Origin of the sequence: Turicimonas muris (genome assembly GCF_002221595.1) — a bacterium.
Taxonomy (GTDB): domain Bacteria; phylum Pseudomonadota; class Gammaproteobacteria; order Burkholderiales; family Burkholderiaceae_F; genus Turicimonas; species Turicimonas muris.
In genome coordinates, this window is record NZ_NHMP01000003.1 from 223,036 (window position 1) to 235,926 (window position 12,891).

14 protein-coding genes and 1 pseudogene are annotated in these 12,891 nt (G+C 41.1%); 6 read left to right on the forward strand and 9 right to left on the reverse strand.

Features of this window, described 5'->3' with window-relative positions; genetic code table 11:
• Positions 1-25 precede the first annotated feature (25 nt).
• Entirely contained in the window at positions 26-271 is a 246-nt protein-coding gene (locus tag ADH67_RS06410; protein WP_066593243.1) for a type II toxin-antitoxin system RelB/DinJ family antitoxin, read from the forward strand.
• Positions 271-555 (forward strand): type II toxin-antitoxin system RelE family toxin, encoded by a 285-nt coding sequence (locus ADH67_RS06415; protein WP_066593244.1) that lies wholly within the window; start codon positions 271-273, stop codon positions 553-555. The genes ADH67_RS06410 and ADH67_RS06415 overlap by 1 nt, the downstream gene beginning before the upstream one ends.
• Before the next feature lie 1,555 nt (positions 556-2,110).
• On the opposite strand, the gene ADH67_RS06430 is transcribed toward ADH67_RS06415, so the two are convergent.
• The 3 genes from ADH67_RS06430 to ADH67_RS06440 all read right to left on the reverse strand — a co-directional run bounded on the left by ADH67_RS06430 (position 2,111) and on the right by ADH67_RS06440 (position 4,142).
• On the reverse strand, positions 2,111-2,431 hold the full coding sequence (locus ADH67_RS06430; RefSeq protein ID WP_066593252.1) for a type II toxin-antitoxin system RelE/ParE family toxin: 321 nt from the start codon (positions 2,429-2,431) through the stop codon (positions 2,111-2,113).
• Entirely contained in the window at positions 2,428-2,733 is a 306-nt protein-coding gene (locus ADH67_RS06435) for a type II toxin-antitoxin system RelB/DinJ family antitoxin (RefSeq protein ID WP_066593253.1), read from the reverse strand. Before ADH67_RS06435 ends, ADH67_RS06430 begins: the two co-directional genes overlap by 4 nt.
• Positions 2,734-2,819: 86 nt before the next feature.
• Positions 2,820-4,142, reverse strand: a complete 1,323-nt coding sequence (locus ADH67_RS06440; RefSeq protein ID WP_066593254.1) for an RNA-guided endonuclease InsQ/TnpB family protein — start codon at positions 4,140-4,142, stop codon at positions 2,820-2,822.
• Between the two features lie 14 nt (positions 4,143-4,156).
• Between ADH67_RS06440 and ADH67_RS13790 the strand changes: the two are divergent.
• The 3 genes and pseudogenes from ADH67_RS13790 to ADH67_RS06460 all read left to right on the forward strand — a co-directional run.
• Positions 4,157-4,339: pseudogene (locus ADH67_RS13790) on the forward strand (ESPR-type extended signal peptide-containing protein); the annotation flags it as partial.
• Between the two features lie 18 nt (positions 4,340-4,357).
• Positions 4,358-5,713: a hypothetical protein gene (locus ADH67_RS06450; protein ID WP_089275723.1), complete on the forward strand. Its 1,356-nt coding sequence runs from the start codon at positions 4,358-4,360 to the stop codon at positions 5,711-5,713.
• 189 nt (positions 5,714-5,902) lie between these two features.
• Complete coding sequence (locus ADH67_RS06460) at positions 5,903-6,637, forward strand: tyrosine-type recombinase/integrase (RefSeq protein WP_066593264.1); 735 nt, start codon at positions 5,903-5,905, stop codon at positions 6,635-6,637.
• A gap of 5 nt (positions 6,638-6,642) precedes the next feature.
• Here the strand turns inward: ADH67_RS06460 and ADH67_RS06465 are convergent, their stop codons facing one another.
• From ADH67_RS06465 to ADH67_RS06485, 6 genes are read right to left on the reverse strand one after another with little or no spacing between them, the layout of a single operon-like run.
• On the reverse strand, positions 6,643-7,266 hold the full coding sequence (locus tag ADH67_RS06465; protein WP_089275724.1) for an ATPase: 624 nt from the start codon (positions 7,264-7,266) through the stop codon (positions 6,643-6,645).
• A complete protein-coding gene (locus tag ADH67_RS06470; RefSeq protein ID WP_066593271.1) occupies positions 7,238-7,471 on the reverse strand; it encodes a hypothetical protein in 234 nt (77 codons plus the stop codon). Before ADH67_RS06470 ends, ADH67_RS06465 begins: the two co-directional genes overlap by 29 nt.
• 54 nt (positions 7,472-7,525) lie before the next feature.
• Positions 7,526-8,476 carry a restriction endonuclease subunit S gene (locus tag ADH67_RS13335; RefSeq protein WP_201415722.1) on the reverse strand — a complete coding sequence of 317 codons (951 nt, stop codon included), beginning with the start codon at positions 8,474-8,476 and terminating at the stop codon, positions 7,526-7,528.
• On the reverse strand, positions 8,451-10,073 hold the full coding sequence (locus tag ADH67_RS06475; protein WP_066593275.1) for an N-6 DNA methylase: 1,623 nt from the start codon (positions 10,071-10,073) through the stop codon (positions 8,451-8,453). The genes ADH67_RS13335 and ADH67_RS06475 overlap by 26 nt, the downstream gene beginning before the upstream one ends.
• Positions 10,074-10,090: 17 nt before the next feature.
• On the reverse strand, positions 10,091-10,669 hold the full coding sequence (locus tag ADH67_RS06480) for a recombinase family protein (RefSeq protein WP_066593276.1): 579 nt from the start codon (positions 10,667-10,669) through the stop codon (positions 10,091-10,093).
• 4 nt (positions 10,670-10,673) lie between these two features.
• A complete protein-coding gene (locus ADH67_RS06485; RefSeq protein WP_066593277.1) occupies positions 10,674-11,603 on the reverse strand; it encodes a Fic family protein in 930 nt (309 codons plus the stop codon).
• A 297-nt stretch (positions 11,604-11,900) separates the two neighbouring features.
• Here ADH67_RS06485 and ADH67_RS06490 point away from each other — a divergent pair, with 297 nt between their 5' ends.
• The gene (locus ADH67_RS06490; RefSeq protein WP_066593278.1) at positions 11,901-12,659 is read left to right on the forward strand and encodes a hypothetical protein; all 759 of its coding nucleotides are present in this window, start codon (positions 11,901-11,903) and stop codon (positions 12,657-12,659) included.
• Positions 12,660-12,891: the final 232 nt, after the last annotated feature.

Consider the following 12,891-nt stretch of genomic DNA (forward strand, 5'->3'; position numbering starts at 1 on the left):
TACAAACATATTACAAGGATTTAAAATGACGACTGCTATTGTATCTTTTCGAGTTCCTGCCGAAATTCGAGACTCAGTAAAACCAGTTTTAGAAGCCAATGGGATAACTATCTCTGAACTTTGCCAGAACGTTTTGACTTACGTGGCAGAGACAGGAAAACTTCCTATAAAGAGGGTTTTTGTCAGTGATGAGGACGAAGAGTTAATTCGTATTGCTCGTGAACGTCTTTTGGAACCTGGAGCGATCCGTGTACGCCTTGAGGATTTGTAATGGCATACTCGCTGGAATTTAAGCCGTCAGCTCTAAAGGAATGGGAAAAATTAGACAACACGGTAAAAATTGAATTCAAAAAGAAACTAGAGAAAGTGTTGGAGCATCCAAAAATTGAGGCTCACCGTCTCTCCGGATTGCCGAATTGCTACAAAATTAAGCTTAGAACGCTGGGTTATCGATTAGTCTATCAAGTAGAGGATGAGAGAATAACTGTTCTAGTTTTGGCAATAGGAAAGCGTGAGAAGTCAAAAGTTTACGAGACAACTAAAAGCCGATATTAAGCCTGATTTTCCTTCTTTTAATAGAAGGAATCGAACATAAGGAGTGCCACGCTATATTCGGATGCAACTCTGCTGCCATCCTCAGAGAAGAAAAAACTCGCAAGCCTGTGTGACTCCCTCGTTTTTTGTTTACGAAAAATCATGTTGAACTTCTCAGGGAAAGTTGACTCACAATTTTTTTGCTCACTACACCCAGTGTCGTGCCAAGCGTTCACAAATCAAAATTGATGGACAACTTTCCAGAAGAGGGGTAAAAAAGTTTATACGTATAAACTTTTTTACCCCTCTGAGTATGACCATTTAGTCTGTCTTTTGAAAATTGATCAGTCATCGGATGCGTCGCAGCCGCCATCCTCAGAAAAGAAAAAACTCGCAAGCCGGAGTGACTCCCTCGTTTTTTGTTTGCGAAAAATCATGTTGAACTTCTCCGTGAAAGTTGACTCACAATTTTTTTTACTCACTACAGCCAGTGCAGTACCAAGCGTTCGCTTCAAAAATTGTTGGACAACTTTCTAGCAGAGGGGTGAAAAAGTTTGTTTAAGTAAACTTTTTTACCCCTCTTTCCTCCTTTTAGTCTGTCTTTGGAAGTTTGATCAGTCTTTGGATTCACCGCTGGTGCCATCCTCAGAGAAGAAAAAACTCGCAAGCCGGCGTGACTTTCTCGTTTTTTTGGACGAAAATTCACGTTGAACTTCCCCGGGAAAGTTGACTCACAATTTTTACGCTCACTACAGCCAGTGCAGTACCAAGCGTTCGCTTCAAAAATTGATGGACAACTTTCTAGCAGAGGGGTGAAAAAGTTGATTCAAATCAACTTCTTTACCCCTCTTACCTTCTTTGAGTTTGATCAGTCATCGGATGCAACTCTGCTGCCATCCTCAGAGAAGAAAAAACTCGCAAGCCGTCGTGACTTCCTCGTTTTTTGTTTACGAAAAATCATGTTGAACTTCTCCGGGAAAGTTGACTCACAATTTTTTTTGCTCACTACAGCCAGTGCAGTACCAAGCGTTCGCTTCAAAAATTGATGGACAACTTTCAGAAATCTTCTTCCCTCTTCATCGAGTTTCAGCCCAAGTCCTCATCTTTGCTTGTTGGAAAACTAAGGCGGTGTGCTGAAAAATAAGGTCAAAAACCAAACAAAAGAGTTAATGCAGGAACGCAACTCGATATCAAATCCTTCAGGATTTTCTATCGAGTTGCACGTCGCACCTCCTAACGGAGGTCGAATTTCTTCGAAATTCGGCTAGTCCTGCCCACCGCTGAAGCGGTCGAAACTACGTTTCGGGGATGTAGTTTGTTCCAGCAATGAGTTATCTTTTACCCCCAAGAGTGGACAGCACTTTTCCGGAGGATTTTTTTTAAATTCCGGTCTATGGTCCTTCTGCTCCAATAAAGGTAAGCAAATCAAAGTTTTTTCTCCTTCCAGGCGTTTCTATCAGCTCTTTTTCTCAAGAGTGCCGATTGAAATCTCTGAATTCTTTTCTTTGAGGAGAAAAAAATGCCCAGTCTTTTTCAAAAAATCCAAAGCAAATATTTCAGAAAATCTGTTTTGAATTTAATTCAGTTTAAGCCAGCGGCTAACGTCAACTTTGTTGCTGAGCACATGATGAATTCGCACAACACAACGTCTTTTATCAACCGTGTAATAAATGCCATACGAAGAACAATACCGAACTCGAAGTCCCAGAGAAAACCACGGCTCTTGTTCAAAACAACGACAGCGTTCAGGCATATAACTGAGGGAAGCTATGCCTTTGTGAAGTTTTTCAATCAGTCCAGCTGCTGTTTCCGGCAAACATTGTTCGTATGCAATAAAGTCAAATATGTCAGAAAGATCTTGCTCAGCGGATACGGTAATTTCAATGCTGAAAATCATTTACCTGTTCTTTCTTTGAGTTTCGCAAAAACCTCTTCCATTGAGAGAACCCGTCCTTCCTCAATGTCACGAAAACTTCTTTCCATCCGAGAGTCAAACTCTTCTTTGCTCATCTGCGAAGCATCTAAATGTCTCGGCATCTTCAGAACGAACGGCAGAGCCTTTTCATCAACAACTCGTTTTAAAAAAATACGGATGGCATCCGACATGGTTAAGCCTATGGATTCAAGAACTTCATTCGCCTCGTGTTTTAACTGTTCATTGATTCGGACTCGAATAACTTCATTGGCAAGAGCTTGCATAACATCACCTTTGGAAAAATACGTATTCACATTGTAGACACAATTATAGGACTAATCATGAACAGGATATGTGAACTACCCACCGACTAAAGTCGTGGGCTTCTCCGGGCGGTCTCGATACTGCACTGAGACTCCCGGATTCTAAAGGTGCCGGAATTTGCGTCCAGCACCTTGGGCCGGAACAAGCGACCCCCTACCGCTGGCTCCCCGAGGAGAGCATCACGGACTTCTTTGTCAAAGAGCTTACGAATGACATTGATACTGCCGTTTACGTCAGCGTTGAGCAACCGCCCGCTCAGAGTACGGTACAAACCTCGTTTGACTCGTTTGCCCTGGAATTTGACTTCTTTGCCTTTTCCGTATTCAGGAATCGGGTCCAAGTCCAATGCACTGGCTTTGGACGTATACGCTTCTTCAACCTCAATGACTTCTATGCCTACAGATTCCGCCTTGTATCGCAGGTATCCGACAAACTGCGCATGCGGAATCTGCACAAACGACTGATTGTTTCGCTTTCCGGTATTCACCTCCTGCTTCCAATCTTTGTTGCGTCCTATGCAGATTCTCCCGATTCCGTGATTCAGACAATACTCAATCACGAAGTGGCTCAGTTTATGCAGATAGTCCTTGATTCTGAAAGCTCTTCTGTTGGCTTTAGCCCCGAGATGTCCGTACTTCTTACGGCTTTTGAGTTCTGCACACTGCTTGTTCCAGTATTGATTAAGAGCCTTTAACCGTCCGCCCTTGGCTATGAGCGGATACAGGTTTTCCGTATCCGGGCCTACAGCCGTCATGGTTGCGAAGTTGGTTACGCCTAAATCAATACCGAGAATCCGTGCGGAATCCAAGCCTACTGTACGAGCATCGTATCGATTCGCCTCTTTGTAGGCTAAGTGAACAACGTATATTCCGTTTCTCGGAATAATCCGTACCTCTTGCAGAACCGATCTGTCTTTCTTCTCGTTGAATTGCTGATTAGCCACACAACGAATCTTCAGCGATCCGAGTCCCGTGATACAAAGAATATGATCTTTGACGGAAAAACCGTTTCTTTCTACGACAAAGGTCTTTTTCCCTTTGCAGTATCGGGGTATCTTCGGTTTTGCTTTGAACTTCTCAGGATGCTTTTCGTATTGCTTGGTGGCTTGGAAAACGCTCTTCCAGTCATTCTGCAACACAATCAGAGTCCTCTGAGCGGATGCTGCGGACGGCATCCGGCGGTAGAGCGGGTCGTTGTTCTGTTTGAAGCACTTATCGATTTTTCGGTAATCCACGACTTCATGCTTGAAGAAAGCCTGACGCAGTTGGTAGTTACCACTGTTGTAGAGGGTACGGGTATGGAAACACGCCTTTTCACAAGCAGGGAAAAGGGCGTGATTTCGGCCGATTCTGATTTCCTCTACACGCATGGACCACTCGAAAATTGTTTACAGTTCAAAGTGTATTATGGTTTTTTAGGGTTTCCTCAAAGAGAGACAGGGTATTTACGCCCTTACATCCCCGCACTGAGGTACGGGGTATTACGGGCGTTTTAGATAAAAAAATATGGAACAAAGCTCGGGGATGCTTTGTGGTAGCTTCTGAAATTTCTTGCTCTACTTGCACAAGTTCTGGCAAGAGCTTCATGCTAATCATTCCATCGCTTTTACTGTCCAGTTCAGTTGCTATTTCAACTGAATACTCAAGCGAGCAAAAATTCACTGGCTATATTTTGAATACCGGGCAAACGGATGAGTTTTTTGTAGGTACCTCTCAAAGAGGACGATGGGAGACTCATGGCACAATGATTATGCATGGCACAATGCTTATGTCCGGAAGCAATCCTTCAGGAGGATCCACCGACGATATTCTGATACATTCTGACGGTGCCTATCAGCTTATGTCAGACGGAATAGTAAATGCAAAACAGTCCAATAGCGGAGACATAGCCGAGCACGGTTTCGAGAATCAAGGAACTCTATATAGTGCTACAGGATCCGTGATGAATTTCCTGTCCCCGTACAGCAAAATAAAAAATTATGGGAACGGTTACACGGAACTAAACGGAACACTTAACCTTTCCGGCCATATAGATAACAGTTCCAATTTTGTGATGAACGGGGCTTTGTCAGTAACTTCTGACGGACGCATCATGAATGCAGGAAGTTTTGCAAATAATTCAACAGTAGATTTTGCAGGAACGTGGAGCGGAACTGGAACCCTTACAAACAACGGGACATTTAACCAAAATGGCGGTTCGTTTAATCACAAAATAGCTGGGAATGGCAGGTATGTGTATGCAGGAGGTTCTTTTTCCACGCCATCGCTTACAAATAACCTAACTTTGCAGATCAATTCAGGCCTTTCTGCCTCTATAGCTTCTGCTAGCGGTGCTAATGTTGAGAACTACGGAAGTTTCACCCTTGGTGGTGGATTTCTTCACTCTCTGGACAACAAGGCTAATTCCACAGTTTGGTTTAATAATAGCTCCAAAGCTACTTCCATAAATAACGCTGGGATCATTCATACAGGAAATTTAGAAGTCAGTTCTCTAACCAACTCAGGTTCCATAAACGCCAACGGAAGTATCAGCTTTAAAGGAACTGCTAATAATTCAGGGATCTTGAACACTACTGGTATTTGGTCTTTTGCCGGAGGAAAACTAAACAACAACGGAACAATTGAAACAGATAGAGCCTCCAATATTTTCGAGTCCCTTGGCGCTCAGGGCCGAACTCCTTTATCGACTATCAGTCTTCAAGTTACAGGACCGGAAGAAACAAAAACGGCACTGACTGACTTATTTCGTCACTATGTTCCCGGAAGCGTTGCTCAGAATCTGATTGACCACGCCAAATTTACCGGCGGAAAAGTCATCGTTACCGGCGTCAATCTGACCCAGACGCAGGCAGATGATTTGATGGAAGCATTCAAATCAAAGTTTGTTGTCTTTGAGTTTTATAGACTTTCTTCTTTTTCTTCCTCCTGGAGAACCAAATGAGCGAATCAGAAAATGTACTGTCCCTTCCTTCCTGCCGTTCAAATTTATTTAATCCGGCCGATTCATATGTAAGAACTTTGGGATCGAAGCGTTCTCAGACAACCGTAGAAAATTGCGTCCGGAACATTGCAAAAATCTTGGGACACACTTCCTCTGACAGAGTTGAATGGTCTAAATTAAGAAGGTGTTTTGGGTGCTCTTGAAGAGAAAGGGAGCTCACCTTCAACTAAAAATCTTTACTTAACTGTGTTTAAAGGAGTTGCTAAGGAGGCATGGTCTAATGATTTGCTTCCGCAGTCGGCTTATCTGAAAATCAGTAGTCTGAAAAGTTTGAAATTTGAAAGACTTCCCAAGGGCCGCAGTTTAGACTTGGAAGAAGGAAGAAGACTCTTAGAGTCTTGTTTCAACGGCACCACAAAAGGCTTCCGTGACCGAGCCATTTTTGCCGTAATGATGGGTTGCGGGCTGCGCAGAGCCGAAGTCGTCTCCTTGAAACTTGCGAACTGGAATTGTATTGATAGAAGTTTTTCTTTTATCGGCAAAGGAAACAAAGAGAGGCGGGTTTATCTACCAAAGAATTTAGATAAGTACATTGATGAGTGGCTTATAAAAAGAGGACTGGGAGCCGGAACTTTTTTCCCTCCTATTTGTCAAGGGAAAAACACAGACAAATTAAAACTGGACAAGGAGCTCACTTCTACTTCAATTTACCGGTTGTTGATGAATCAAGCAGATTTTGCCGACTTGGGGAAAATCCGCCCGCATGATTTACGCCGTACTTTTGCAACTCGGATGCTGGAGGCCGGCAGCGACCTCTTTATATTGCAGAAAGCGATGGGCCACTCTTCAGTAGCTACCACCGCTCGCTATGACTACCGCAACGAACAAAGCCGCCGCAAGGTGTGTAAAGAACTTACTTTCTGAAACTTTTATCTTTCTAGCTCCTCTTTTTTTATTTTTGTCACATCTATGAACTCTTGTATCCACTTTTGGTTAATTCTCCCACGTATGAGTTTTTGTTTTTTTACAAGTAGAGAAAGAAATGGTTTTCCTCTGCTGTTATCCACTACATAGAGCCTATCGCACAAATTAACGATCTTTATGTAGTTAGCAGCAAGTCTTGATACTCTTCTTTCAACATCTGTCGGAGGTACAAAATGACCACCCAAAGAAACTCTCTGTAGGATTCTTTGAACATTGATACTAGAATCGCTTACACCAACTAGAACTCCGTTGATCTTATAGCCTCGGTTTTTATCCTCTTCCAATAATCGAAATTCTGACTTACCTGAAAAAGTACTTTCAAATACAAAAGGTATATTTAACGAAACCAGTTTCCTTCGTTTTGCAAGAGCCTCTTTTGCTCCAGCAAAGAAGTTGCCGTGATTTTTCTCGGTTAAGAGATCAGGATTAATGTACTGCATATAGGCCAGAGCTGGAATCTTCCTTTTAGCAACCTCGTAGATAGTAGATTTTCCAGCTCCATTTACGCCGGCAAAGAAAACAAGTTGAGGCTTGGGCAAGTCAGACATATTTAACCACTTTTTCCCCATTAGGGTACTCGGTTATTACTTTATTAGGATCTTTTGAATCTTGATAAGTAATAGGGATTCCTTTTGCAAAATGTTTCTCCCTAATCATTTTTTCAAATGAGCCATCCGAAGTCAATTCTTCCAACGTCTTCTCAAATTGCACCTCCATGATGTTATCTAGTATTCGGTTTTGAATATCAACAGCTTTTTTAGTTACTTCATCCATAACCTTTTCCTCTTTCTCTAATCCAACTTCGACATTTTGAGCCGACGCAGGCCCTTATCTATTTAATGGCTTGCTTACTTTGTTCAATGTTTTAACAACCTCTGTAACAATCAGTTCTTTTATCGCTCTAATAAAAGCCTCCATGTAGTCCCAATCCGGAGAGCCATTGTCCTTTACGGGCAAAGAAACCGTGTCTTTTTGAATCTTTTTAAAAGAAATTGAATTTCCCCATGAATATTTAGGTTTAAGACTTTTATAAACAGCACCAGCTAAAAAAAGACCTAAATCTTCTTTAAGAGAATCTTTCCGCTCCTTGAGATGCAAAGTAAGATTATGACTGTCATTAGAGTAAAAATCACTCTCCTGAAAGGATACGACTAACGTTTTGCCGCCAATGAAAACACAATGGCCTTTGTCTTTTCTCAGATTGTTGTCCTCAACAGCATAGGATGCGATTGAGTTGTCTCCTTCCTTGGCCGTTAGGTATGGAATTCCTATCTCAGAGGGAAGAATTTGGGACTTGAGAATACTTTCTGTGTTGGCAATTTCAAATAAAGAAGTAAGTGGGAAATCCCTCCAGCTACACGGTTTATTCAATATTTCAACTTCTTTTCCCAAAGAGTTACTCTCTTTTTGAATAATTTCCGACAACTTCCAAGATAAGTAATTTTTGACAGTCTTCCGAAAGTCTTCCAGCGTGGGCTCAGTATCCGGCTTGGCATGCTGGGAAAAAGTCCAGTCCTTACCCGTTAAGGAAATAGTGTCTCTGATGAGTTTGCCATTGGCCTCGGTGAAGTAGGCCGTAGAAGTTTTTTTGTTTAAGATTCGAGCAACCAGCTCGGCATACCGCCCTTTGGCATCATCTGTATCTCTCAAGTTCACATCTTGCCCGGACTTTCTTCTGTTCATTCGAGTGTACCCGTCTTCGGAAAAATCAACAAAGGTCACCAAATTGTCTTGATTGTGAGGTTTGCCGGCTTCAAAGAGATAAATAGCTGTCTGCACTGAAGCTTTCCCGGAAAATAAATCTACAGGCATCTTGATACTTGCAACCAGAGAACTTTTCTTTAATATCTTTTTTGGATACCCCCCCGTTTCCTGCGCCTGCACTTTCTTGAATCAAAACACAAGCGAACCCTTTTTGCATTTTCGAAAGAGCTTGTTCTACAAAGTTAAATCCTTTTCCGTCTGCTGAATACGGAGGATTAAGAAGGAAGACAGTTGCAGGGAAACTAATAGGATTCCTTAGACTGTCGGAATGCTGTAAGTTTGAAGATCCGTCCCCAACCAACACCATATTCATCACAGCAAGCATGAAAATGGTATCCAGAATTTCAACACCACAAATTTGCTCAGATTTAATTTTCTTTATCTTCTCTTGCAAAGCTTCTTGATCTGAAATCGAGTCTTTAGCATCTTGAAGCATTATTTCCAGGGCAGAAACTAAGAAACCGGCTGAGCCCATTGCACTATCGAGCACATAAGAATCTTTACTAGTTTGTGCTAGCTGGGCCATTAAGTTGGTTACATACCTTGGAGTAAGCACAACATCATTTACCAAATCAGTACTGATATTTGCCCATTCGCTGAGTTTGTTAAAAATTTTCCCGGTAAAATCTAAATGTAGATTTGAATTAAAATGGGGTATTATATCGTTTAAAACCTGGGTATAGAGGTTCCTTAGCTTACTTTCCCCATTTGTTGGACTATACAAAGTCGAATTATTAAATATATTACCAAGTAAGTTGAGAATAATTTGTCGTTTTTCGTCGGACGTTCCTCTATCTTTCAAAAACTCTTCTATGCGGGTGTACAGGGTCAGTCCGTCGTTATTTCTTGCCGATTTATTTCCCTTCAAATCGGCAGGAGTTAAGTTCGCCACGTCCTTAATAGGGAGAGCAGCCATAATCAAACCGCAGAACAGATAAAGTTTTTGATCGGTATTTAGAAGAGGTTTAAGAATTACATCGTCATAAAGGCTCTGGTGAATTTTTTGAATACTTTTCTCTAAACTCGACTCGGCTTCTTTTTTTAATTTTTCTAACTCTTCTTCCGATAAATTCACCTTATCCAACAGATCAACAAGGTGCTCCAAATTGGTTTCCTTAAACAAAGAAAAATCCGTTACATCATCCAATAATTTTGGATACAACTCATTATTGCGAGAGAGATAAAAGGCTTGAAACTCTGTTTCTAGAGAACCGTCCGGTTTTTTATACCCGTTCAATCCAACTGCAATTACCTCTTCGTAATCAGAGTGCTGAAGAACCACCTTAGCGTAATGCACAGCTCCGTTGACTGCATAGCCAGTTACCGCCGCAGTAGACTGATCAATATTTTTAGATTTATCAAGTTTGATAAGCTTGTTTTTTAAACCCTTAACCTCAATCATCACAGGGATGCGTCTTTGATTTTGTGTCTCCAGGAAAACCTTGATATCTGGAAAGTTTCCTCCGTCTTTATTAGCCTTTGATGGGCCTTTTTTTAATGCATTATCAATAGAAGGGTTAATGGGTTCAGTCTTAGTAAAGTACTTAACCTTTAATTTTTTTAATTCTCCCTTGAAGATATCTTCTACTTGTTCTTCTACACTTTTTGCCATAATTATTTCCAGTTTTTTTAAATCTTCCACTCATAGCCGGACGGCTTTTTCTTTGCGTACTTATACAAAGTACTTTGAGCAACTCCCAGCTGCTTTGCTACTTTTCCCATAGGCAGCCCGTTCTCAACCAGAACCTTTGCGCTTTTCAAAATTTCCGAATCTATAGGTTTTCGTCCTTTGAAAGCTCCTCTTTCCTTTGCTTTTGCAATTCCCTCTTTTTGTCTTTCGAGAATCAGAGAACGTTCAAATTGCGCAACGGCTCCCAGCAGATGAAGCAGCAGCACCGATATAGGATTCTTTTCCTTGTCTGGGCTAAATTCAATAGACTCTTTCTTAAACTTTACGGTCACTCCTCTTTTATTAAAAGTTTCAACCAGAGTAAGAAGATCCTGTAAGTTGCGTGCAAGTCGGTCCATGCTATGGACATAAACAACATCACCGGCAGAAACTTTTTCTAGAAGACAATGCAGTTGAGGCCGATCAGTATTCTTTCCGGACGCCTTATCAATGAAGGTCTGATCTAAGGCGATTCCATCCAATTGCCGGGCAGTATTTTGATCAACTGAACTTACCCGGATGTAACCCAAATTTGCCAAAGCTTTACCTTTCTAGTTCGATTGATGGTCTAGGGAAATCTTTTCTTTGTTGAGGCGTATAGAGTTCTTTCAAGTTATTTTCAAAGAACTTAAACATACCGTTAGCATCACCAGTTTCATAGAATTTTCCAAGTTCTTTATGAAATAGTTCGGCTTCACGATTTAAGACGGTTATGGGAAAATAACCATCTTTCATTAAGCAGCCGTTCATCATCAAAGAGGCAGTTCTTTTATTGGCATCGTAGAAGGGTTGAGTTCTTGCCATGAACAAAAAAGTTGCAATAGCTCTTTCCGCAGGAGATTTAATTTCCTTCGTCAGATAATTAAACCCTCCCTCTAAAATCTGGGATAGATTTTCTGTCGGCGGTACATATTTAATGTTATGGAGAGATACTGCTTTATTTCTGATCACTCCCCATTCAAGCGCATCTTCCTTCGCAACAAAAGAATGTATGAGACAAGCAGATTTAATACTTAAAGAAAATTCATCGTTAAACAGTTGCCAAATTAAATTTTTACAGCCGTCTCCATAATTTTTCACTTGCATTAAGTCAAAAATACTTATACCTCCAACAGATTGGCCTTCGAGAATTGTAGCTGTCTGTGGTAGAGTCGTTGGGTTGTTTTCAAGACTTCTCATGCAATTCCAAGTAATTTCAACCAGATTCTTCTTGAATATTGCACAAGCCTTTTTTGTATCTCCAATGTACGGCAGATCTAGATCAAATGAGCCTGTACTCCAAAACATACCGTTAAGTTCTTTTTGCATTCCTATATATCCGCCGGTAAAGAGGCTTGTTTTTCTATTTAGACTCTTTAAGTTAATCAGAATTTTTCCATTTTTATCGATTATAGACTCTAAATAGAAGAATTCTCCCGGTGATATTTTTCTAAATGAAGTGTACTTAAAAAGAATCAAAGTTCTTCTCTTCATAAGTTATTCAGGAAGTCAAACTTCCGCATGCGGAAGTTTTTAACTAATTCCGCAATAGCGTTAATTCATCTGCCGACCTGAAAATCTTCCTTCTAAGACCTCAATTTTCGAAGAACATTAACAATCCTGCGCTCCATACATTGAAAGAACTCATTTTTAAGGGACTTTCCCGCAAGTTCAAGATCTTCACTCTTTCAAAATAAAGATAGTTTCAACAATTCCGTTGAAACATTCAATAAGAGGTTTTTATCATGATGAAGCAAAAAAATACAATTATCTAAACCTTTGCTGGGTGCGGTGGTCGTTGATTTAGACGGCACCCTTTATGATGACAACATTGGCAGGGAAACTCTGACCAAGTCGGGCTGGACCGAATATTTCAAATTATGCGACTCCTTTCCTTTTGACGAAGATGTTTTTAGAGAACTTACTTTTTTCTCTATGGAAGGAATGCAGATCTTCTTTATCAGCGAGCAACCGGAATGTCTTAGACGGGTTGTAGAAAGAGGTTTAGTTAATTTTTCTGATTTTGAACCGTGGCAACTCATTCTCAAGCCAGAAGACTGCACGTTAAGCGGTCCTCGCTTCAAGATGTCGGAACTTCAAAAAATTTATGAGAATCATGAAATCTGCATAATTATTCAGAGCATGTCTCTGAAGAAATTGTGTAAAGAAGCAGGTTTTAAACGACTCTACCCGGTTAATCCGAAAAACAATTTTAATTGCCCCGAGCCTGTAGCTCTCTGTGCAGTTCCTCCCGAACAAGCCGTTGATTTCCTCCTCTTCGTTAACGAAGATGAGGAGGTTAACAACGTTTTTGCTAAAATTGCCGTACCTACTCTGAAGGACATGGCAGAGCAAGGAATTGGAAAGTTGCTGGTAATCTTTCCAGTCTGTGCAGAAACCAAGCAAAACGGCTCAGAACCTTCAATTCCGAGCCGCCTTATAAGGATGAGATCCATGTTCCAAACTAAATCTCACGCCTCTAGTATAAAGCGAATAGTCAGAAAAATCATTAAATTGATTCTGGCCATTACGCTCATGTTATACAGCTAGGCACTAAGGTAAAGAACCCCAAAGCGTAAGCCGAGGGGTTCAAGTGTTTTAGAGGGCTCTCTCACCTCCGGACCCTGAAAGTTTCGAAAGCAGACAAGCTATGGATAAGTACGAAACGGTTCGGAACAAAACGTTGCTCTGCAACATTAGCGAGGGGAATTATTATGACAACCTATGAGTATGCGGTTGTGTTCAAGCACGTAAAACTCTTTTTGGAGAATGTTTAAATAGA